This is a genomic window from Bradyrhizobium sp. 179 (assembly GCF_023073535.1).
Classification (GTDB): domain Bacteria; phylum Pseudomonadota; class Alphaproteobacteria; order Rhizobiales; family Xanthobacteraceae; genus Bradyrhizobium.
In genome coordinates this window covers 97979-119417 of the sequence record NZ_JADPJR010000028.1, presented here as the reverse complement: position 1 = coordinate 119417, position 21439 = coordinate 97979, and the positions used below count along the sequence as shown (strand labels likewise).

Annotated in this window: 26 protein-coding genes and 1 pseudogene; 11 read left to right on the top strand and 16 right to left on the bottom strand. The window is 64.8% G+C overall.

Translation table 11 applies throughout. The features are described from left to right. Positions 1-7: 7 nt before the first annotated feature. The 3 genes from IVB12_RS06245 to IVB12_RS06235 are packed head-to-tail and all read right to left on the bottom strand — an operon-like array spanning position 8 to position 2573. On the bottom strand, positions 8-940 hold the full coding sequence (locus tag IVB12_RS06245) for an ABC transporter ATP-binding protein (RefSeq protein ID WP_247296668.1): 933 nt from the start codon (positions 938-940) through the stop codon (positions 8-10). Beyond that, entirely contained in the window at positions 937-1884 is a 948-nt protein-coding gene (locus tag IVB12_RS06240; RefSeq protein ID WP_247296666.1) for an efflux RND transporter periplasmic adaptor subunit, read from the bottom strand. Before IVB12_RS06240 ends, IVB12_RS06245 begins: the two co-directional genes overlap by 4 nt. Then, a complete protein-coding gene (locus IVB12_RS06235; RefSeq protein WP_247296664.1) occupies positions 1881-2573 on the bottom strand; it encodes a TetR/AcrR family transcriptional regulator in 693 nt (230 codons plus the stop codon). Before IVB12_RS06235 ends, IVB12_RS06240 begins: the two co-directional genes overlap by 4 nt. Positions 2574-2681: 108 nt before the next feature. Here IVB12_RS06235 and IVB12_RS06230 point away from each other — a divergent pair, with 108 nt between their 5' ends. Genes IVB12_RS06230 through IVB12_RS06220 form a run of 3 tightly spaced genes read left to right on the top strand, consistent with a single transcriptional unit; the run spans position 2682 to position 3913 of the window. Next, positions 2682-3017 (top strand): metalloregulator ArsR/SmtB family transcription factor, encoded by a 336-nt coding sequence (locus IVB12_RS06230; RefSeq protein ID WP_247280742.1) that lies wholly within the window; start codon positions 2682-2684, stop codon positions 3015-3017. After that, the gene (locus IVB12_RS06225; protein WP_247296661.1) at positions 3014-3487 is read left to right on the top strand and encodes an SRPBCC domain-containing protein; all 474 of its coding nucleotides are present in this window, start codon (positions 3014-3016) and stop codon (positions 3485-3487) included. The genes IVB12_RS06230 and IVB12_RS06225 overlap by 4 nt, the downstream gene beginning before the upstream one ends. Positions 3488-3499: 12 nt before the next feature. Next, entirely contained in the window at positions 3500-3913 is a 414-nt protein-coding gene (locus IVB12_RS06220) for a GFA family protein (protein ID WP_247296659.1), read from the top strand. Positions 3914-3968: 55 nt separating this feature from the next. On the opposite strand, the gene IVB12_RS06215 is transcribed toward IVB12_RS06220, so the two are convergent. The 10 genes and pseudogenes from IVB12_RS06215 to IVB12_RS06170 form a co-directional block, all read right to left on the bottom strand. Continuing rightward, positions 3969-4379, bottom strand: a complete 411-nt coding sequence (locus IVB12_RS06215) for a DUF2000 family protein (protein ID WP_247296657.1) — start codon at positions 4377-4379, stop codon at positions 3969-3971. 80 nt (positions 4380-4459) lie between these two features. Further along, positions 4460-4848 (bottom strand): annotated as a pseudogene (locus IVB12_RS06210) (DUF4189 domain-containing protein). A gap of 110 nt (positions 4849-4958) precedes the next feature. Further along, positions 4959-6563 carry a molybdopterin-binding/glycosyltransferase family 2 protein gene (locus IVB12_RS06205; protein ID WP_247296655.1) on the bottom strand — a complete coding sequence of 535 codons (1605 nt, stop codon included), beginning with the start codon at positions 6561-6563 and terminating at the stop codon, positions 4959-4961. Continuing rightward, entirely contained in the window at positions 6560-7261 is a 702-nt protein-coding gene (locus tag IVB12_RS06200; protein WP_247296653.1) for an XdhC family protein, read from the bottom strand. The genes IVB12_RS06205 and IVB12_RS06200 overlap by 4 nt, the downstream gene beginning before the upstream one ends. Positions 7262-7263: 2 nt before the next feature. Continuing rightward, complete coding sequence (locus IVB12_RS06195; protein WP_008564652.1) at positions 7264-7587, bottom strand: XdhC family protein; 324 nt, start codon at positions 7585-7587, stop codon at positions 7264-7266. A 10-nt stretch (positions 7588-7597) separates the two neighbouring features. Further along, complete coding sequence (locus IVB12_RS06190) at positions 7598-8800, bottom strand: VWA domain-containing protein (RefSeq protein ID WP_247296651.1); 1203 nt, start codon at positions 8798-8800, stop codon at positions 7598-7600. Positions 8801-8917: 117 nt separating this feature from the next. After that, positions 8918-9841 carry a MoxR family ATPase gene (locus tag IVB12_RS06185; RefSeq protein WP_247296649.1) on the bottom strand — a complete coding sequence of 308 codons (924 nt, stop codon included), beginning with the start codon at positions 9839-9841 and terminating at the stop codon, positions 8918-8920. 61 nt (positions 9842-9902) lie between these two features. Beyond that, the gene (locus IVB12_RS06180) at positions 9903-10709 is read right to left on the bottom strand and encodes a xanthine dehydrogenase family protein subunit M (RefSeq protein ID WP_247296647.1); all 807 of its coding nucleotides are present in this window, start codon (positions 10707-10709) and stop codon (positions 9903-9905) included. A 33-nt stretch (positions 10710-10742) separates the two neighbouring features. Continuing rightward, positions 10743-11228 (bottom strand): (2Fe-2S)-binding protein, encoded by a 486-nt coding sequence (locus tag IVB12_RS06175; protein ID WP_247280731.1) that lies wholly within the window; start codon positions 11226-11228, stop codon positions 10743-10745. A 135-nt stretch (positions 11229-11363) separates the two neighbouring features. Next, positions 11364-11810 carry a carbon monoxide dehydrogenase subunit G gene (locus tag IVB12_RS06170; protein ID WP_247296645.1) on the bottom strand — a complete coding sequence of 149 codons (447 nt, stop codon included), beginning with the start codon at positions 11808-11810 and terminating at the stop codon, positions 11364-11366. Between the two features lie 169 nt (positions 11811-11979). Between IVB12_RS06170 and IVB12_RS06165 the strand changes: the two genes are divergently transcribed. The 3 genes from IVB12_RS06165 (at position 11980) to IVB12_RS06155 (ending at position 14645) form a co-directional block, all read left to right on the top strand. Continuing rightward, the gene (locus IVB12_RS06165; protein ID WP_247296643.1) at positions 11980-13335 is read left to right on the top strand and encodes a 3-carboxy-cis,cis-muconate cycloisomerase; all 1356 of its coding nucleotides are present in this window, start codon (positions 11980-11982) and stop codon (positions 13333-13335) included. A gap of 27 nt (positions 13336-13362) precedes the next feature. Next, positions 13363-14145: a 3-oxoadipate enol-lactonase gene (pcaD, locus tag IVB12_RS06160; protein WP_247296641.1), complete on the top strand. Its 783-nt coding sequence runs from the start codon at positions 13363-13365 to the stop codon at positions 14143-14145. 107 nt (positions 14146-14252) lie between these two features. Then, complete coding sequence (locus IVB12_RS06155; protein ID WP_247296639.1) at positions 14253-14645, top strand: carboxymuconolactone decarboxylase family protein; 393 nt, start codon at positions 14253-14255, stop codon at positions 14643-14645. Here IVB12_RS06155 and IVB12_RS06150 read toward each other — a convergent pair. Together IVB12_RS06150 and IVB12_RS06145 are read right to left on the bottom strand one after the other, a co-directional pair. Then, positions 14607-15131, bottom strand: coding sequence for a hypothetical protein (locus IVB12_RS06150; RefSeq protein WP_247296637.1), 525 nt, complete (start codon positions 15129-15131; stop codon positions 14607-14609). The genes IVB12_RS06155 and IVB12_RS06150 overlap by 39 nt on opposite strands. A 184-nt stretch (positions 15132-15315) precedes the next feature. After that, positions 15316-15477 carry a hypothetical protein gene (locus IVB12_RS06145; protein WP_164934786.1) on the bottom strand — a complete coding sequence of 54 codons (162 nt, stop codon included), beginning with the start codon at positions 15475-15477 and terminating at the stop codon, positions 15316-15318. 275 nt (positions 15478-15752) lie between these two features. Between IVB12_RS06145 and IVB12_RS06140 the strand changes: the two genes are divergently transcribed. The 5 genes from IVB12_RS06140 (at position 15753) to IVB12_RS06120 (ending at position 20865) form a co-directional block, all read left to right on the top strand. After that, complete coding sequence (locus IVB12_RS06140) at positions 15753-16670, top strand: branched-chain amino acid ABC transporter permease LivH (RefSeq protein ID WP_247296635.1); 918 nt, start codon at positions 15753-15755, stop codon at positions 16668-16670. Positions 16671-16701: 31 nt separating this feature from the next. After that, complete coding sequence (gene livM / locus IVB12_RS06135) at positions 16702-18003, top strand: high-affinity branched-chain amino acid ABC transporter permease LivM (RefSeq protein WP_247280767.1); 1302 nt, start codon at positions 16702-16704, stop codon at positions 18001-18003. After that, on the top strand, positions 18000-18833 hold the full coding sequence (locus IVB12_RS06130; RefSeq protein ID WP_247296632.1) for an ATP-binding cassette domain-containing protein: 834 nt from the start codon (positions 18000-18002) through the stop codon (positions 18831-18833). Before livM ends, IVB12_RS06130 begins: the two co-directional genes overlap by 4 nt. Then, the gene (locus IVB12_RS06125) at positions 18830-19573 is read left to right on the top strand and encodes an ABC transporter ATP-binding protein (protein WP_247296630.1); all 744 of its coding nucleotides are present in this window, start codon (positions 18830-18832) and stop codon (positions 19571-19573) included. Before IVB12_RS06130 ends, IVB12_RS06125 begins: the two co-directional genes overlap by 4 nt. Before the next feature lie 173 nt (positions 19574-19746). Further along, positions 19747-20865, top strand: coding sequence for a branched-chain amino acid ABC transporter substrate-binding protein (locus tag IVB12_RS06120; RefSeq protein WP_247296628.1), 1119 nt, complete (start codon positions 19747-19749; stop codon positions 20863-20865). 74 nt (positions 20866-20939) lie between these two features. On the opposite strand, the gene IVB12_RS06115 is transcribed toward IVB12_RS06120, so the two are convergent. Further along, entirely contained in the window at positions 20940-21326 is a 387-nt protein-coding gene (locus IVB12_RS06115) for a response regulator (protein WP_247296625.1), read from the bottom strand. Between the last annotated feature and the right edge of the window lie 113 nt (positions 21327-21439).

Below are 21439 nucleotides of genomic sequence, written 5' to 3'. Positions count from 1 at the left end.
ATTGTCCTTACTGGAAATTGTCCTTGGAGCGGCTCATCAGCTCGATGAACACGTCTTCGAGCGATGGCGACGATTTCTGCCAGTGCAGGCCGCTTCTTTCGCGCCACGGCTCGATGCTGGCCTCGAGCGCAGCGACGTCGCGCCCCGAAACGTGCAGCGAGGTGCCGAACGGCGCCACCATGTCGATGCCGGGCTTGCCCGTGAGCCCGGCCGCGATCTCATTGAGGTCTTCGCCCGTGACCGTGTAGGTGGTGAGCGCGGATTTGGCGATCACCTGCTCCACCGTGCCATGCGTCAGGAGATGACCATAGGCGATATAGGCGATCTCGTGACAGCGCTCGGCCTCGTCCATGTAATGGGTCGAGACCAGCACGGTGAGGCCGTCGGCGGCGAGCGCGTGAATCTCGTTCCAGAAGTCGCGCCGCGCCTTGGGATCGACGCCGGCGGTCGGCTCGTCGAGCAGCAGGAGTTGCGGATTGGGCAGCGTGCAGGCCCCGAGTGCCAGGCGCTGCTTCCAGCCGCCGGAGAGCTCGCCGGCCAGCTGCTCCTCGCGGCCCGACAGTCCGAGCCGCTTGATCATGTCCCGCGCAGCGCCGCGCGCGTCAGTGAGGCCATAGAGCCGCGCGACGAATTCGAGGTTCTCGCGCACCGAGAGATCCTGATATAGGCTGAAGCGCTGGGTCATGTAGCCGACCTGGCGCTTGATCTTTTCGGCATCGCGGCGGATGTCGTAGCCGAGACAGGTGCCCTCGCCGCTGTCGGGCGTGAGCAGGCCACAGAGGATGCGGATGGTGGTGGTCTTGCCCGAGCCGTTCGGCCCGAGGAAGCCGTAGATCGAGCCGCGCCTCACCTGCATCGACAGATCGTGCACGACCTCGCGGCCCCCGAACGACTTGGTCAGGCCCTTGACGTCGATCGCGATGCCGTTGCCGCCGCTCATCGCCTGTCCGCCACCGGTGTCTTCGGATCGAGATAGACGTTGATCGGCTGTCCGACGCGCAAGGCGTCGGGGCGCGAGGGCCGCGCCTGGATCAGATAGACCAGCTTGTTGCGCTCATCGAGACTGTAGATGACCGGCGGGGTGTATTCGGCCGAGGTCGCGATGAAATAGATCTTTGCGGTGAGATCGGCCGCGCAATTGTCGCAGGCGATGCGCACTGTGTCCCCGATGGCGAGCTTCGGCAGCTCGGTCTCCGGCACGAAGAAGCGCAGCTTCATGTTGCCGGGCGGCATGATCGAGAGCACCGGCCGCTGCGCCGCCACCATTTCGCCCTCGCGGAAGTAGATCTGCTGGATGGTGCCGGCGACCGGCGCAAAGCCCTTGCGGCGCGCTAGCCGCGTCTCCGACGTCGCCACCCGCGCTTGCGCCACCCGTAGAGCTGAAACAGCAGAATCGAGATTGGCCTGCGTGCCGGAGCCGGTTTTGCTCAGCGAGGCCGCCCGGTCATAGGTCTGCTGCGCATTCGCCAGCGTCGCCTTCTGCTGGTTGAGATCGGCAAGCTGGAGGTCGTCATCGACGGAATAGAGGTGATCGCCGAGCTTGACCTCCTCGCCCTCGCGGACGTTGAGCTTGGTCACGCGGCCGGCTTCGTCCGGGCTGACGAAGATCATGTCGGCCTCGACCCAGCCCTGGAAGCCGGGATCGCGCTTCTCCTGGCAGCCGGCAAGCGAGGTTACGATCGCCAGCACCACGATCGAGCAAAGGCGCGACAGCTGTCGCTCCCTGACCCTGAGGAGCCGCCAACGGGTCCGCGCGGAGCGCGGCCCGATGACAGGCTCCGCGGCGTCTCGAAGGGCGAGGAGCCACAGCCGAGCCTGCATCCTTCGAGACGCGCCTTCCGCGCTCCTCAGGATGAGGTGAGACATGATTTGTGACGACCTCATGTCGTCCTCCGTTCGCCAAAAATCAAATCGAGATGGACGCGCAGCATCTCCTGCGCGTCGAGCGGCGCGTGCCGTGCGAACAAGCTCTGCCAAATCACTGCGATCATGGCGGGCGCAACCATGATCTGGGGAAACCGCGCGAGATTTTTCTCGCGGATCTCGCCACGGGCGATGCCGAGCTCGATCAGCGCGCGCATGCCCGCAATTCCGCGCGAGACGACCTCGCGGTAGTAGAAATCGGCGACGGACGGAAAGCGCGGCCCCTCCGCCACGATCAGGCGCACGAGGTCGCCGCGCCTGGTGCCGATGACCTCCTTCAGAAAGTTGCTGGCAAAGGTCTCGACAAGGTCGCGGACCGTTCCGGTCGGCGGCGGCAGCGTCGTGAGGCGTGTGACCACCGGCACGATCACGGTGCGCACCAACTCCTCGAACATCGATTCCTTGTCCTTGAAGTGCAGGTAAATCGTGCCTTTGGCGACGCCGGCCCGTTTGGCGATGTCGTCGAGCCGGGTCGCGGCAAAGCCGCGGGCGATGAACTCGTCCATCGCCGCCTCCACGATCGCCGCGCGCCGCTCCGCGGCCCGGGCGGCCCGATTTGAAACGCGGGCCTCGGCCTCAGCGCCGACTTCGGGTGTCTGGCTCGCGGCTTGAGCCGCGGATGCGAGCGTTCTGGCTGGCTTCTTCGTCATGCGTAATATATGACTGACTAGTCAGTCATTGTCAACAAGTGACAGAACAGCGCCGGACGTGACGAATTAGCATTTACTAATGAATTAGTGTATGCTAATATGTCTCTCATGATGGAAGCCACCCCCAACCCCGTAACGGCCGTGATGCGCGCCCTCGCCGATCCGACCCGCCGCGCCGTATTTGAACGCGTCTTCGACAGCCGGGAAATCAGCGTCGCCGAGCTGACACGCGGCAGCGGCGTGACCCAGGGCGCGATCTCGCAGCACCTGAAATCCCTCAAGCAGGCCGGCCTCGTCGCCGAGCGCGCCGAGGGCCGCAATGTCTACTACCGCGCCGCGCCGCAAGGGCTCGAGCCCCTGGTCACCTGGATGGACCATTACGGCGTGTTCTGGCGCGAGCGCTTCCAGAACCTGCGTGACCTCTTGAAGGAGATCGATCCGTGAGTGCAGCCGAGTTGAAAGCCGAGACCCAAGATATCGTCCGGGACATCGTCGTTGACGAAGTGCTCCCTCATGCGCCGGAGACGATCTGGAAGGCGCTGACCAGTGCCGAGTTGATCGGGCGTTGGCTGATGAAGCCGACCGGCTTCGAGCCGGTTGAAGGCAACACCTTCACATTCCAGACCACCCCGGGCGGTGCCTGGGACGGCGTCATTCATTGCCGGGTTCTCGAGGTGGTGGCTAACAGGCGTCTTGTCTACGCCTGGAAAGGCGGCGATGAGCGCAACACCGGTTACGGCGCGCCGCTCGACACTGTCGTGACGTGGTCCCTCGCCCCGGTCGAAGCCGGCACGCGGATCCGCCTGATCCATGCGGGCTTCGTCATGCCGAGGAACGAGTCGGCCTACGACGTGATGAGCGGCGGCTGGAAAAAAGTCGTCAGACAGCTCGACGAGATCAGCGGCGAGACGTGAGGAGATATCGCGATGGACAAACCCTATACCGGTGGCTGCGCCTGCGGCGCGATCCGCTATTCAATTGCCGGCGAGCCGTTGTTCAGCAACCACTGCCAGTGCCGGGACTGCCAGCGGGAAAGCGGCAGCGGGCATGGCTCGTACGCGACGTTCGCACGCGCCGGCGTCACGGTGACCGGCGAGGCTAAGCATTGGGACATGGTCGCCGACAGCGGCAACGTCAAGACGCGTGGTTTCTGCACGCAATGCGGCGTGCCTGTGTACATGACCTTCGCGGCACAGCCCGACGTCTTCACGATCCGCGCCGCAAGCCTCGACGAGCCCGCCCGCTACAAGCCGCAGGCGGTCACTTTCGCCGCGCGCGGCCATGACTGGGACGGCCTCGACCCCAGCCTGCTAAAGTTCGATGGCATGCCGCCGGGGTGAGGTGCGTTCCCTCTCCCGCTTGCGAGCGGGAGAGGTGAAACACCAGCAGCTAAATTCAACTGTGAAACTTCAGACCGTCGACGATCTTGTCGATCACCTTGCGCTCGGCACGCATCGCGATGCCGACGAGATTAAGCTCGGCGCGCGCCACGCCCCTCACCGCCTCGCGATTGGCGGCATCGTGCGTGGTCTTGAACATGTCCTCGGTATAGACCGCCGGCTTGACGTTGCGCGTCAGCGCCCGGTCGAGCGCGCGCGATAATGCCGGACCATCGGCGCCATAGATCAGGATCGGCTGGCCGATCAGCGCGTGATATTTCGTGCCCGAGGCGTCTTCATAGTCTTCGCCGATACATTCCGGAAAGGCCGCGGCGATGCCGCTGGTGAGGAAAGACGCGACGTTGAGCTTCTGCCAGGCCTGGAGATCGGTGCGGATCACGATGGCGATCTTGGTGTCGAACTGCATGTGTATTCCTAACTGTCATTCCACGCGCGATGCTACGCATCGCCCCGGAATGCCAGCAAGAAGATTCAGCGCTCGAGGGATCAACCCTTGGCGTCGCAGGCCCAGGCGCGGATCACGCATTCCTTGCCGCCGTATTTGTAGCATTCGCGCGTCGCCGCATTCAGCGACGCCGAGATCTTCGGCTTGACGGCATAACCATAGCGCCGCACGGGTTGGCGAGATCGACCGACATCGCAGCACAGGCGCGCTTCATCGTGACGGTGGTGCAATCACCCTTGCACTGCTTCTGTGCCGCGGCCCGGGCCTCGTGCTCGGCGCCGCAATCATAGGCATGGCCATAGGCGCCGCACTTGCCGACCGCGATGGCACCGGCGGCGTGAGCTTCGGTGATGTGACGGGCGCCGGAGACACAAACCGAGAGCGCAAAGAAAAACATCGCGCAACGGCGCGCGACGACGTTCGAAGCCATGGAAAAACCCCTCCCCCCAAGGCAGGCGAAGGCGACTCTAAGCGGCGGTCGTTTCCAGATGGTGAACGGGTGGTTGAAATGGGCGACTTGCGAGGGTTGCTACGACACTGTCATCCGCGCCGTGCCGCTTCCAGGGCCTGCGGGGTGTCGATGTCGAGGAAGGCGCTCTCGCCGTCGACGGGCACTTCGGCCACCGCTTCGGTGTGCTTGGCGATCAAGTGTCGCGCGCCAACGTCGCCATCGAGCGTCATCAACTCCTTGAAGAAGCGACGCGACCACAGCACCGGGTTGCCGCGGCGGCCTTCGCTGACGGGCACGACAATGAGGTTGCCGCGGTCCGGCGCAAAGCCGTCGATGAGGCGGTCGATCAGGCCGGCGTCGATCAGCGGCATGTCGCCGAGGCAAACCACGGCGCCATCGCAGGCCTCGGGCACGGCCGCGATGCCGGCCTTGACTGAGCTCGCGATGCCGCCGGCGAAATCCGGGTTGCGGACGAATTTGACCTTCAGGCCTTGCAGCGCCTGCTCGACCAGGTCGGCCTGGTGGCCGGTGACGACGATCACCTCGGATGCCCGGGAGGCCAGTGCCTGCTCGGTGGCGATCCGCACCAGCTTCTTGCCTTCGAACTCCGCGAGCAGCTTGTTCGGTCCGCCCATCCGGGTGGAGCGGCCCGCCGCCAGCACGATGGCGGCGACCTGACTGTTGCCCTCGGTGTCGGGTTTTGCGCGCGGCTGCGGCCGCGTCACGATCTCCATCAGGAGGCCGCCGACGCCCATGCCCATCAGCTCGGACCGCGTCACCTTGATGCCGGCGAGCAGTCGCATTAGCACCCAGTCAAAACCGTTCTCGACCGGCGAGCGCGCGCAGCCGGGTGCGCCCAGCACGGGGACTTCGCCGGCGCGGGCGATCAGCAGCAGATTGCCGGGATCGACCGGCATGCCGAAATGCTCGATCTCACCACCGATGCCGGTGACGGCCGCCGGAATCACGTCGCGGCGATCGGCGATGGCGGACGCGCCGAACACGATCACGAGCTCAGCGCCCAGCCCGAGCAACTCCTTGATCGCAGCCGACAGCGCCTGCTCCTCATGCGGGACCCGCCGCTCGGCGATGATGCTGGCGCCGGCCGGTGCAAGGCGCTCGGCAGTGACGCGCAGCGTCTTGTCGATAACCTTGGAAGACAGGCCCGGCAGGAGAGTCGAGACCACCCCAACACGCTTGATGACGTAAGGGGCGATTCTGAGAACGTCCTTGCCGGCGGCCTTCACCGCGGCATCGCGCAAACTCTCCCCGATGCCAAACGGGATGATCTTGACGGTGCCGACCATCTCGCCCTCGACCACCGGCTTGAACGCCTGCAGCGTGGCAAAGGTGATGGCCTCGTCGACATTGTTGATGCGGTCGACCGCGGCGCGGTCGATCACCAGCACGCCCGCCCGCGCGGCGAACAAATTGGCGCGGCCGGTGAAGGCGCGCTCGACCTGGATGCCCTCGCCGCCGACGGCAAGCGCGATGCTGGCGGCCGCAACGTCCTCGGAGACGTCGCCCGGCTCCATGCGCACCACGACAATCTCCTTGATGCCGGCGCGCTCCAGCGCTTCGACCTCGGTGGGGCCGATCGTCGTGCCTTTCTTGAGCACCAGCGGTCCCTGCCGCAGGGTGTGGACGGTCACCCCACCGATCGCATCCCTCGGACTCGCCGGGCCGAACTTCATGCCGCTTCTTCTTTTTCTTTCGGAGGCAGGCGCAACACCGCCGTGATCTCGGCCATGATCGCCACCGCGATCTCGGCCGGCGAGACCGCGCCGATCGCCAGGCCAATGGGCGCATGGATGCGCGCGATGTCGCTTTCTTTCGCGCCCTGCGCCCGCAGCCGGTCGCCGCGCTTGGCGTGCGTCTTCCGCGAGCCGAGCGCACCGATGTAGAAGCAATTGCGCTCGAAGGCGTGCAGCAGCGCGGGATCGTCGATCTTGGGATCGTGCGTTACCGCGACGAAGGCGGTGTAGGCATCGACATTGAGCGGCGGCAGCGCGGTGTCGGGCCATTCGGCGATCAGCGGAATATCGGGGAAGCGCTCAGGGCTTGCAAATGCCGTGCGTGGATCGACCACAGTGACGTCGTAGCCAAGCGAGCGCGCCAGCGGCGCCAAGGCCTGGCTGATATGCACCGCGCCGACGATGACGAGCTTGGCGGTCGGCGCATAGACGTTGAGAAACAGCTTCTTGCCGCCGGCCTCGACATTGGCGCTCTTGCCCGTGCGAAGCTGCTTTTCCAGCTCTGCGCGCAGCGGATCTTTGGCAAAGTCCTTCGCCTTCACCAGGCGCTGCTCGCCGCTTTCGGTGTCCGTCACCAGAATAACCGGCCGGCGCGCGGCGCGCTCGGCGTTGAGTTCGTGCAGGATCGCGAGCTTCACGGCTAGCCGACCTTCTCGACGAAGACGCGGATGGTGCCGCCGCAGGACAGCCCGACATTCCAGGCGGTCTCGTCGGCCACGCCAAACTCCAGCATCTTGGGCTTGCCACTCTCGATCACGTCCATGGCTTCGGTGACCACGGCGCCCTCGACGCAGCCGCCGGAGACGGAGCCCAAGAACGTGCCCTCGTCATTAATGACGAGACTCGAGCCCGCCGGACGCGGCGCCGAGCCCCAGGTCTCCACGACGGTGGCGAGCGCAACCCCACGGCCCGCCTTCTGCCAGTCCTCCGCCGCCTTCAGAATATCCTCGTCGCGATCGAGCATGGGTGGCCTCTCAAGCTGCGGAGCGGATCAGGCTGCGGTGATGCGGCGGCAGCGGCTGGGAGAGCGTGGTGATCAGCTCCTGGATCGAACTCAAATTATGTACCGGGCGGAATTCGTCAACGTGGGGGAGCATCATTTTGATGCCCTGCGCCTTGGCCTCGAAACCGCCGAACCGGAGCAGCGGGTTCAGCCAGATCAGCCGCCGGCAGGATCGGTGCAGCCGGTCCATCTCGAAGGCCAGCTTGGAATCGGCCTCTCGCTCCAGCCCGTCGGAGATCAGCAGCACAATGGCACCCTGACTCAGCACGCGCCGCGCCCACAATTTGTTGAAGTTGTGCAGCGAGGCAGAGATCCGCGTGCCACCGGCCCAATCCTCGACCGAGGCCGAGCAGCTCGCCAGCGCCTCATCAGGGTCGCGCTGGCGCAGGGCGCGGGTGACGTTGGTCAGCCGGGTGCCGAACAGGAATACCGAGACGCGCTTGCGCGCATCGGTGATGGCATGGAGAAAATGCAGGAATAGGCGGGTGTATTCGTTCATCGAGCCCGAGATATCGAGCAGCGCAACGATCGGCGCGGGCTTCTCGATCCGTCCAAGGCGATGGATGTCGATGATGTCGCCGCCAGTGCGTAAAGATGCTCGGAGCGTGCGGCGCAGGTCGAGGCGTAGCCCGCGTGCATCGGGCCGGCGCCGGCGCGTCAGGAGCTCGGCTTGCGGCAGCCGCATCCGCTCGACGGCGCGAAGCGCCTCAGCGATTTCGGCCGCGCTCATCTGCGCAAAGTCCTTCTTCTGGAGGATCTCCTTGTCGGAGACCGACAGGCGCAGATCCTGCTCCTGGTGCTGCGGCGTCTCCGTCATGCGCGGCTGCGACATCGCCTCCTGCACGCGGCGGGAGCCTGCCTGCGGCTTCTTCCTGGCCTGCTCCGGCAGCGGCACCGAATCCAGCATGTGCTTCCACTCCTCGGAGGCGCGGAAGAACAGGTTGAAAGCCTGCTTGAAGATCAGCGCATGCTCGTGGCGCTTGACGAAGATGGCCTCAAGCGTGGCGAAGACATCGGTGCGGCTGCCGATATCGATCACCTGGAGCGCGCTCATGGCATCGATGACGGCGCCTGGGCCCACCGGCATTCCCGACGCACGCAGCGCGCGGGCAAAACCGACGATATTGTCGGCGAACTGCTCGGTCTGCTCGGGGGCAAGATGGTTGATAGCCATGGCCTAATCCCTCTCTCCGTCATTCCGGGGCGCCGCTCAAGCGGCGAACTCGGAATCCAGAGATTGCGGCGCGAGATTCCGGGTTCGCGACTGCGTCGCGCCCCGGAACGACGGCCCCTACGACTCGCTCGTGGCGTCCTTCAGCACCTTCTGCATGGCATCGCCCTGCATCCGGGTGATGTCGTCCTGGTATTTGAGCAGCGCGCCCAGCGTATCACCGACCACTTGCGGGGTCAGCGAGCGGGCGTCGAGCTCCGATAAAGCGGTGGCCCAATCGATGGTCTCGGCGACACCCGGCGACTTGTAGAAGTCCTGGTTGCGCAGCGCCTGGACGAAGCGTACGACCTGCTGCGAAAGCTTCGCCGAGATGCCGGGCACGCGCGTCTTGACGATCGCGAGCTCCCGCTCGGCGGCGGGATAATCCACCCAGTGATAGAGACAGCGCCGCTTCAGCGCGTCGTGGATCTCGCGGGTGCGGTTGGAGGTGATGATGACGATCGGCGGGTGCGGCGCCCTCACGGTGCCGAATTCGGGGATCGTCACCTGGAAGTCGCTGAGGATTTCGAGCAGGTACGCCTCGAACGCCTCGTCGGCGCGGTCGAGTTCGTCGATCAGCAGCACCGGCGGACCCGCGACGTCGGGCTCCAGCGCCTGGAGGAGCGGCCGCTTGATCATGTAACGGTCCGCGAAGATGTCGCTCGATAGCTGGTCGCGATCGGTGTCGCCGGCCGCTTCCGCCATCCGGATTGCGATCATCTGCGCGGCGCTGTTCCACTCATAGACCGCGGAGGAGACGTCAAGGCCCTCGTAGCACTGAAGGCGGATCAATTTCCGCCCCAGCGCCGCCGAAAGCACCTTGGCGATCTCGGTCTTGCCGACGCCGGCCTCGCCTTCCAGGAACAGCGGCCGGCCCATGCGCAGCGACAGATAGGTCACCGTGGCCAGCGACCGCTCGGCGAGGTAGCCGCGCGAGGTCAGGAGTTCGAGCATCGCATCGACCGATGCCGGCAAAGCACCGGAAGAATTGGCCGCTGAAGTCATGAAAAAGCCAGTCTCACTACGCCCTCACCGGGGACAGTTTGGGCCGCGGAATGAGGTCAGCTCATTCCTTGGCATTGGCGGCATCGACGGCGCGGCGCGTCAGCACGCCGATGAGATGCGCACGGTACTCGGCGCTGCCGTGGATGTCGCTGTTGAGGCCTTGGGGCGGCATCACGATGCCGTCAAGCGCCTTCGACGAGAAGCGCTTCTTCAGGGCCTCCTCGAAGGCGGTGACGCGGAACACGCCTTCGGAGCCGGCACCGGTGACGGCGACGCGCACGTCCGACGGACGCCGCGCCACGAACACGCCGACCAGCGCGTAGCGCGAAGCCTGGTTGCGGAATTTGACATAGGCCGCCTTCTTCGGCAGCGGAAACATCACCTTGGTGATGATCTCGTCGGCTTCCAGCGCGGTCGAGAACAGGCCCTGGAAATACTCTTCCGCCTTCAGGCGGCGCTTATTGGTGACGATGGTCGCCCCTAACGCGAGGACCGCGGCCGGATAATCCGCGGTCGGATCGTTGTTGGCGAGCGAGCCGCCGATCGTGCCCTTGTGACGCACGGCGGGATCGCCGATTCCGCCCGCAAGGTTGGCGAGCGCCGGGATCGCCTCGCCGACGATCGGGGAGCTTGCTACCTCGGCATGCTTGGCGGTGGCGCCGATCACCAGCGAGCGCCCCTTCATCTCGATCGTGTCGAGCCCCTCGATATGAGAGAGGTCGACCAGATGCGGCGGGCTGGCGAGGCGCTGCTTCATGACGGGAATCAGCGTGTGGCCGCCGGCGATCACCTTGGCGTCTTCGTTCTTCACCAGGAGATTGGCCGCCTGGCGCACGGTGCCCGGGCGATGATATTTGAATTCATACATGGGTGTGTCCTGATCGCGGAATGCGCGCGTGGTCTACGCGAGATCGGATTTGGCCATCGCCTTCGCACCGGCGGTGATCGAGGCGACGATGTTCTGATAGCCGGTGCAGCGGCAGAGATTGCCTTCCAGCTCTTCGCGGATAGTGTGGTCGTCGAGCTCATGGCCCTTGCGATGCACGATGTCGATTGCGGTCATGATCATGCCGGGCGTGCAGAAGCCGCACTGCAGGCCATGATGTTCGCGGAAGGCCTCCTGCATCGGATGCAACGGCGCGCCATCCGCGGCGAGCCCCTCGATCGTTTTGACCTCGTGGCCATCGGCCATCACCGCCAGCGTGGTGCAGGACTTCACGGCCTTGCCGTCGAGATGCACGACGCAGGCGCCGCACTGCGAGGTGTCGCAGCCGACATGGGTCCCGGTCAGCCGCAGATTCTCGCGCAGGAACTGCACCAGAAGGGTGCGGGGATCGACATTGGCCGTGACCGGATTGCCGTTCACGATGAGGGAGATTTTTGCCATAAGCACTCTCTATCAGCGCCCCGACGGGTCCCATCGAAGCGGTTCTTATAATTATTCCGACCCATCATATGGGCCATTATGCCCGGGGGCAACATCGCCCCGGACGCAAGGCGCCATGCCCAAAGGCGATAGCCTTCAGCCCTGTACCGCCTTGGCGAAGTTCGCGAAAAATTCGTCGGCCAGCTTCTTGGCGGCGCCATTGATCAGGCGCTGGCCGAGCTGCGCCAACTTGCCGCCGATCTGCGCCTCGACGTCGTAGGAGAGCAGTGTGCCGCCGTCCTTCTCCGCGAGCCTGACGGCCGCGCCGCCCTTAGCGAAGCCGGCCACCCCGCCCTCACCCTCACCGGAGATCTTGTAGCCGTTGGGCGGGTCGAGATCGGAGAGCATGACTTTGCCCTTGAAGCGCGCGGACACCGGGCCGACCTTCATTTTCGCCGTTGCGCGAAAGCCGCCGTCGTCGGTCTTCTCCAGCTCCTCGCAGCCGGGGATGCAGGCCTTCAGCACCTCGGGGTCGTTGAGCTTGCCCCACACGGCCTCGCGCGGCGCCGCAAGCTGGACTTCGCCGTTCATCGTCATGGCCATGGGTGCCTCCCGGATCGCACAACTATAATGCTGCTCAAGTAACGCACGAACGCCGTAAAGGAAAGGGCGGCCCCCGGTCACGTGCAATGCATATTCGCAACTGCAAAAAGCTTGCGCCGATGGTTTGGGATTGGCACAGGCGGGCCATGGTGGTTAGGTCCCGCACAATATGAGCACATCCCTCTCCCCCCTGCTCGCGCCGATGCTGTCAAGCGCCGCCATGCGCGCGGTCTGCGACGATCGGTCGACCCTCCAGAACATGCTCGATTTCGAGGCAGCTCTGGCACGGGCCGAAGCCGCCACAGGTGTGATTCCCCCATCCGCGGTGGAGCCGATCGCGTCCGCCTGCAAGGCTGATTCCTTTGATATGGCAGTCCTGGCCGAGGCCGCGACGCGATCAGGCAATCTCGCGATTCCGCTGGTCAAGGCGCTGACCGCCAATGTCGGCAGGGCCGATGCGGAGGCCGCGCGTTACGTGCATTGGGGCGCGACCAGCCAGGACGTCATCGACACCGCGACCATGCTCACGCTGCGCGCCGGCATCGGTGCGCTGGACGCGAACCTCAACCGCGCCATCAAGGGTCTTGCCGCATTGGCGCGCGCCCATCGCGCCACCGCAATGGTCGCGCGCACCTGGCTCCAGCACGCGCTGCCGATGCCGTTCGGGCTGAAGGCTGCCGAATACGCCGCAAGCCTTGCCCGCAGCCGCTGCCGCCTCAGGCGGCTCTCCCGCGAGGGTCTCGCGCTGCAATTCGGCGGCGCCGCTGGCACGCTCGCCGCGCTCGGCGACAAGGGACTCGCTGTTGCAGAGCGGCTGGCGCAGGAGCTGAACCTGCCATTGCCGGATGCGCCCTGGCACACCCATCGCGACCGCATCGCGGAAGCCGCGTCCTGCCTTGCGATTCTCGCCGGCAGCTGCGGCAAGATCGCTCGCGACGTCTCGCTGCTGATGCAGACCGACGTTGCCGAAGCGTTCGAGCCCGCCGGCGAAGGCCGCGGCGGCTCCTCGACTATGCCGCACAAGCGCAACCCAGTCGCCGCCGCCAGCGCGCTCGGCGCGGCGACCATGGCCCCGCAACTCGCCGCGACCATTTTTGCCGCGCAGGTGCAGGACCACGAACGCAGCGCCGGCCCCTGGCATGCGGAATGGCCGACGCTGCCGCAATTGATGCTGGTCACCTCGGGCGCGCTTGCCGCCGTCGTTGATATCGCCGAGGGCCTTGACGTCGACACCGCGCGCATGCGCAGCAATCTCGATGCGACGCACGGCCTGATCATGGCGGAAGCGGTCACCTTTGCACTGGCAGAGAAGATCGGCAAGAGCGATGCCCATCATCTCGTTGAGGCCGCCAGCAAGCGCGCGGTCGCCGAGAAGAAGCATTTGCGCGAGGTACTGTCGGCTGATTCGCTTGTGACCGCTCATCTGCCGCCGGAAAAAATTGCGGCATTGTTCGAGCCGATGGCCTATCAAGGAGCTTCCCAAGCGCTGATCGACCGGCTGCTCGACAGCCTCGATCGCGAATAAGCACCGCGAATCCGACGGAGACGCCGCATGCCCATGATCGATGCCGACGGTTGCCTGCTCAACGTCTCGGTCGAAGGCCGCGACGGCGGCCCGACCTTGATGCTCTCCAACTCGCTGGGCTGCACGCTGCAAATGTGGGAGCCGCAGATGAAGGCGCTGACGCAGGTGTTCCGCGTCATCCGCTACGACCGCCGCGGCCATGGCAAGTCCAACGTTCCGCCTGGTCCCTACACGATGGAGCGCTTCGGCCGCGACGTGCTCGCGATCCTCGACGATCTCAACATCGAGAAGGTGCATTGGTGCGGCCTGTCGATGGGCGGCATGGTCGGACAATGGCTGGGCGCGAACGCCCCGGAACGCTTCGGCAAGATCATCCTCGCCAACACCTCCTGCTATTATGCCGAACCGACCAAATGGCTGGAGCGCATCGACGCTGTGAAGAAGGGTGGCATCGCGGCGGTCGCCGATGCCGTCATTGCAGGCTGGCTGACCCAGGACTTCCGCGAGCGCGAGCCCGAGATCACCGCGACGATGAAGTCGATGCTGCTTGCTTCGCCCGTCGAGGGCTATCTCGCCTGCTGCGAGGCGCTGTCGACACTGGACCATCGCGCGCTGCTTCCCAAGATCAAGAGCCCGACGCTGGTGATCGCCGGCCGCCATGACATGGCGACGCCGATCTCGGCGGGCGAGCTGATCCGCTCGAACATTCCCGGCGCCGGCATGACCATCATCGATGCCGCCCACATTTCCAACGTCGAGCAGCCGCACGCGTTTACAGATGCCGTGGTGGGATTTTTGACGCAGCGCTGATCTCACCACGCGTCATTGCGAGCGCAGCGAAGCAAATCCAGACTGTCTCCGCGGAAAGATTCTGGATTGCTGTCGCTGCGCTCGCAATGACAGAGAGGAGGATAGATATGGACGACCAGAACCGCCGCGATGCCGGCATGAATGTACGCCGAAAGGTACTGGGCAATGCCTGGGTCGAAAAGTCGATCGCCAGCCGCAACGCCTTCAACACCGACTTCCAGGACCTGATCACCCGCTACGCTTGGGGCGAGATCTGGACGCGGCCGCATTTCGACGAGCGCACGCGACGGGTGCTGGTGATCGGCACCATGGTCGCGCTCGGGCAATGGGACGAATTCCGCCTGCATGTGCGTGCGGCGCTCGCCGAAGGCGGCTTCACCCCCGACGACATCAAGGAAATCCTGCTGCAGCAGGCGATCTATTGCGGCGTCCCGGCGGCGAACCACGCCGTGAAGGAAGCCTCAGCGATTGTGCAGGAGCTCGGCCTGCTCAAGACCTAGGGGAGCGGCGATCTCGACCGTCTTCGGCGCTGCCGCCGGCTTCTCGACCACCACGACGATGGCCGCGCCGAGCAGAAGCAGAAGCTCGGTCGCGTGCAGCCGGAGCGCGGCCATCTCGCCGACCTTCGAGGCCATCACCATGCTGGCAAACGAGATCAGACTGCCGATCGCCAGGGCAATGCCGAGCGCCTCGTCACTGCCGCCATTCTTCCGCGTGCGGCGGATGCAGAGCAGCGCGAGATAGATCAGAAAGAACGCCACGACGGTCAGCCGTCCCAGGGCCAGCAGCCAGGCGGCCCGCACCGTGCTCATCCCCGCCATGTCGAGATGGTCGCTGAGGAACAGGGCGACCGCGACGCTCGGCCGCTCGTAGAGGCCGTGCACCGGTGCGACCATGATGTTGAAGGCCACCAGCGTCCAGGCCGGGATGAAGTAGGCCGCCAGCAGCGCGCCGTTGACCGAGCCGATCCGCCAATTCCTGAACATGCCGCTTCCCGCTTGCTTTGCCGAAGGCCCTCAACGGAAGGCAATGGCTTTGCCGGAGCTAACTCGCATCAGAGTGTGGCGGCAATTTAAACCCTTTGTTTACCTTAACCGCCCGGCGGACCGGGCGCCCACAAAAAAGGCCCCGCCTTACGGCAGGGCCCCTCTTCACGTCTGGGCTCCCAAACTACTTGTCCTGACCCTGTTGCTGACCGGGCCGGTCGCCCTGGCGCATCGGATCCTGCTGCTGCTGTCCGGGTTTCTGGCCGCCGCCTTGCTGTTGCTGAGGCGTGCGCTGGCCGGGGTTCTGACTCTGCTGACCCGGATTCTGGTTCTGCTGCTTCGTCATTAGGGGGAACTCCCTTGTTGAACGTCAGAGGCGAGACAACGGCCGCGCTCCATTTTGGTTGCTCAGGAACCCGATTCCTCGCTGTTCGAGGGAGCCGAAGGCGAAAATGACCTCTGTACAAGCCTGGATGTCGAGATCTGGCCAGTTGCAGCGTCCAGTTCCCTCCTGTTACAAACTGGAAGAACGCTCAAGGGCTGCCGGGGCCCGAGGAGAACTTGCGACCTCTCTCTCGAAGAGCTCCCTTTGAGCCGCGTCAGGTTTGGTAACGGCAGCCCATGGATTATTTCGCCCAGCAGCTTATCAACGGTCTCGTCCTGGGCTCGATTTACGGCCTGATCGCGATCGGCTACACGATGGTCTACGGCATCGTCGGCATGATCAACTTCGCCCATGGCGACGTCTTCATGATCGGCGGCTTCATTGCGCTGATCACCTTCCTGATCCTGATCTCGCTCGGCCTCACCGCAATCCCGGTGATCCTGCTCGTGGTTCTGCTGGTCTCGATGGTGATCACCGCGCTCTACGGCTGGACCATCGAGCGCATCGCCTACCGGCCGCTGCGTCATTCCTTCCGCCTCGCCCCGATGCTGTCGGCGATTGGCATGTCCTTCGTGCTGACCAACTACTCGCAGGTGGCGCAAGGCGCGCGCGTCAAGCCGATCCCACCTTTCATCACCGGCGGCTACACGCTGCATGAGAGCCCGGACGGCTTCGTCATCCAGCTTTCCAACATCCAGATCATGGTGGTCATCACCACCATCGCGCTGCTGGCGATCTTCACCTGGCTCGTCTCACGCACCCGTCTCGGACGCGACATGCGCGCCTGCGAACAGGACCAGACCATGGCGGCGCTGCTCGGCGTCGACGTCGACCGCACCATCTCCATGACCTTCGTGATCGGCGCCGCGCTCGCCGCGGTCGCAGGCCTGATGTACCTGCTCTATTATGGCCTGGTGGATTTCTTCATGGGCTTTGTCGCCGGCATCAAAGCCTTCACTGCCGCCGTGCTCGGCGGCATCGGCTCGCTGCCCGGCGCCATGCTCGGCGGACTTGCGATCGGCCTGATCGAGACGTTCTGGTCGGCTTATTTCTCCGTGGAGTACAAGGACGTCGCCGCGTTCTCGATCCTGATTGTCGTGCTGATCTTCATGCCGACCGGCCTGCTCGGCCGTCCCGAAGTCGAAAAAGTCTGACGGACCGGCCCGCGTGACGACTCCCTCGACCATGTCCGACCATCGCCCAGCAGGCATCTCCTACATTTTGAAGAAATCCTTCCTTAGCGCGCTGATCGCACTCGTGCTGTTCTCGTTGATGGTCGGCGTGCGCACCGAGGCAGGATCCTCCGGCCAGCTCACCTATTGGACGCGATTCGGCGAGGTCGCCTCGCTCGTCGCCGTGGTGTTCGGCGGCTCGATCGTGATGGAGCTATTGCGGCAATGGATCGGCTCGAGCGGTGCCGAGAAGCTGGTGCCCCCGGCGGTGCAGAGCGGCATATCCTTCATCGGCCGCTACCTCGCGCCGGCGCTCCTGATCTTCACGCTGCTGGTGCCCGTGATCTTCTATAACCAGCGCTACATCCTCGACCTCGCGATCCTCGTGCTCACCTATGTCATGCTGGGCTGGGGGTTGAACGTCGTGGTCGGCCTCGCCGGCCTGCTCGATCTCGGCTACGTCGCCTTCTATGCCGTCGGCGCCTATTCCTACGGGCTGCTCGCCACCAATTTCGGCTGGTCGTTCTGGATCTGCCTGCCGCTCGCCGGCATCCTCGCCGCATTCTGGGGCGTGCTGCTCGGCTTCCCCGTCCTGCGCCTGCGCGGCGACTATCTCGCGATCGTGACACTCGCCTTCGGCGAGATCATCCGCCTCGTCATCATCAATTGGCAGGAGCTCACTGGCGGCCCCAACGGCGTCTCGGGCATTCCACGGCCTTCTTTCTTCGGCATCCCGCTCGACAACAGCGACGACGGGCTAGCTGCCAAGCTCGGCATCGAATATTCGCCGACCCACCGCATCGTCTTCCTGTTCTATCTGATCCTGGCGCTGGCGCTTCTCACCAACTGGGTCACGATTCGCCTGCGCCGCCTGCCGATCGGGCGGGCCTGGGAAGCCTTGCGCGAGGACGAGGTCGCCTGCCGCGCGCTCGGCATCAACACCACGACCACCAAGCTCACGGCATTTGCGACCGGCGCCATGTTCGGCGGCTTCGCCGGCGCGTTCTTCGCCACGCGCCAGGGCTTCATCAGCCCGGAATCCTTCACCTTCCAGGAATCGGCGCTGGTGCTCGCCATCGTCGTGCTCGGTGGCATGGGCTCGCAGCTCGGCGTCGCGCTCGCGGCGCTCGCCATGATCGGCGGCTTCGAGCTGTTCCGCAGCCTTGAGACTTACCGCATGCTGGTGTTCGGCATGGCGATGGTGCTGATCATGATCTGGCGGCCGCGCGGCCTGATCGGCCATCGCGCCCCCACCGTGTATCTGACCAAGGCGCACGCGATCTCCTCCGATCTCGTCAAGGAAGGGCACGGATGAGCGGCGACCAGATTCTCAGCGTCGACCGGCTCACCATGCGCTTCGGCGGCATCGTCGCCGTGCAGGACCTGTCGCTCTCGGCGGAGCGAAAGAAGATTACCGCATTGATCGGCCCGAACGGCGCCGGCAAGACCACCGTCTTCAACTGCATCACCGGCTTCTACAAGCCGAGCGGCGGCAGCATCCGCCTGAAGCATGACGACGGCAAGCTGATCGCACTGGAGAGCCTGAACGATTTCCGCATCGCCAAGCAGGCCAAGGTCGCGCGCACCTTTCAGAACATTCGCCTGTTTCCCGGCATGACCGCGCTGGAGAACCTGATGGTGGCGCAGCACAACGCGCTGATGCGCGCATCCGGCTTCACGCTCCTCGGTCTCCTCGGCGTGCCCGCCTACCGCGACGCCGAAAAGCGCGCGATTGATCTCGCCACCGACTGGCTCCGGCGGGTCAACCTGCTCGAGCGCGCCGACGACGCTGCCGGCAATTTCGCCTATGGCGACCAGCGTCGGCTCGAGATCGCCCGCGCGATGTGCACCGAGCCCGCGCTATTGTGCCTGGACGAACCCGCCGCTGGCCTCAATGCACGCGAGAGCGCGGCCTTGAGCGAGCTCCTGCTCTCGATCCGCGACGAGCTCGGCACCTCGATCCTGCTGATCGAGCACGACATGTCGGTGGTGATGGAAATCTCCGACCACATCGTGGTGATGGACCATGGCGTCAAGATCGCGGAAGGCTCCCCGCGCGACGTCCGCGACGATCCCAAGGTGATCGCCGCCTATCTCGGCGCCGACGAGGACGAGGCGGTGGCTGTGATGGAGGGCGGGACGTGACGTCTGCGCCCACTCCCCTGCTCGCGATCCGCAGCCTTCGCGCCGCCTACGGCAAGATTGAGGCGCTGAAGGGCGTCGACGTCGAGATCAATGCCGGCGAGATCGTTGCCCTGATCGGCGCCAACGGCGCCGGCAAGTCGACCCTGATGATGACGATCTTCGGCAAGCCGCGCGCCCGTGCCGGCCAGATCCTGTACGAAGGCCGCGATATCACCGACGTTCCCACCCACGAGATCGCGCATTTGCGCATCGCGCAATCGCCGGAAGGCCGCCGCATCTTCCCGCGGATGAGCGTTGCGGAAAACCTTCAGATGGGAGCGGATGCCACTGAATGCACGGATGTGGAGCGCGAGGTGACGCTCCAGCGCGTGTTCACGCTGTTTCCGCGGCTGAAGGAACGCTATGCCCAGCGCGGTGGAACCCTGTCCGGCGGCGAGCAGCAGATGCTGGCAATTGGCCGCGCGCTGATGAGCCGCCCCCGCCTGCTCCTGCTCGACGAGCCCTCGCTCGGGTTGGCTCCGTTGATCGCCCGTCAGATTTTCGATGCGATCCGCACCCTGAACCGACAGGATGGTCTGACCGTTCTGATCGTCGAGCAGAACGCCAACCATGCGCTCAAGCTCGCCCATCGCGGCTATGTCATGGTCAATGGCCTGATCACCCTGGCCGGCACCGGCGCCGAGTTGTTGCAGCGCCCCGAGATTCGCGCCGCCTACCTCGAAGGCGGCCGGCGCGGCTGACGCCGGCCGAAGCCGGACAAGGGCAGACCCACGTGCGGGCCGAATGTGGCGAGATATCTCCGCCGATGCCCGTATTTTGCCGGTGACTTCTCCTCAAATTCATTCGAGAATGGCGCCGGTTTGAACCGGGCAAGCCCGGCAACTTCCACAGGCGACCACCCGCGAGGTATCTCATGAAATCACTGAAGCTCATCGGTCTGGCATTCGGCGCATCGCTCGCGCTCTCGAGCGCGGCATTCGCGCAGGATGTCACCGTCGCAGTCGCAGGCCCGATGACCGGCGGCGAGTCCGCCTTCGGCCGCCAGATGAAGAATGGCGCCGAGATGGCCGTGGCCGACATCAACGCCGCCGGCGGTCTCAACGACAAGAAGCTGGCCCTATCCGTCGAGGACGACGCTTGCGATCCGAAGCAGGCGCGCTCGATCGCCGAGAAGATCGCCGGCGCGAAAATCCCGTTCGTGGCCGGGCATTATTGCTCGTCCTCGTCGATCCCGGCTTCGGAAGCCTATGCCGACGGCAACGTGCTCCAGATCACGCCGGCCTCGACCAACCCGCTGTTCACCGAGCGCAAGCTCTGGAACGTGGCGCGCGTCTGCGGCCGCGACGACCAGCAAGGCCTGATCGCGGCGCAATACATCGCCAAGAATTACAAGGGCAAGAACATCGCGATCCTCAACGACAAGACCACCTACGGCAAGGGTCTTGCCGACGAAACCAAGAAGGCGCTCAACAAGGCCGGCATCACCGAGAAGATGTACGAGTCCTACAACAAGGGTGACAAAGACTTCAACGCCATCGTCTCACGCCTGAAGCGCGACAACATCGATCTCGTCTATGTCGGCGGCTATCATCAGGAGAGCGGCCTGATCCTGCGTCAGATGCGCGATCAGGGCCTCAAGACCGTGCTAATGGCCGGCGACGCGCTCGCCGACAAGGAGTACGCCTCGATCACCGGTCCGGCCGGCGAAGGCACGCTGTTCACCTTCGGCCCCGATCCGCGCAACAAGCCGACGGCGAAGAAGATCGTCGAGGCGTTCAAGGCCAAGGGTATCGATCCCGAGGGCTACACGCTCTACACCTACGCGGCGATGCAGGTCTGGTCGCAGGCGGCCAAGAAGGCCGGCACCACCGACGCCAAGAAGGTCATGGAGACGATCAAGGCCGGCAAGTGGGACACCGTGATCGGCCCGATCGAGTATGACGCCAAGGGCGACATCAAGCAGATCGACTACGTCGTCTACAAATGGGATGCCAAGGGCGGTTACGCCGAGATCAGGGGCAACGGCACCTAACCCCGCCGGTGGCCTCAGACCGACCAATCATCACCACGCCCCGGCTCGCCCCGGGGCGTTCTTCTTGCGTGAGGTCAGACGGCGGCCGGCAGTTCGCCGCCGGGCGCCGCCTCGGCCTTTCGCAGAGCTTGCAGGAGATCATTCGGTCGAAACGGCTTTTGCAGGCAGACCACATTGGCGAGGTGGGGCGATTGGTCCATGAAATCGAGCGTCGTCACTCCGGACACCGCAATGACGGGGAGCGCAGGCGCGCGCTCGCGCAGGGTCGCGATGACATCCAGGCCGTTGGTATCACCGAGGAAGATGTCGACGATCGCCGCGTCAAAGGGGCTTTCCGCGAAGGCTTTCAGCCCGGCCGCACCGCTTTCGGCCTCCACGACCTCGAAACCATTGACCCGAAGCACGATCGCGACCATCGCGCGGACGTCCTTTTGGTCGTCGATGACGAGAACGCGGCGCATGGGACAACTCTCGATATCGAAATCAAATCGTCTGATTTAAACTTGGAACCCGCCGCGGCGGAGGGGCATTATGACACCGTCCAGTAAAGCGCATCTTACCCATCCCTGCTCCG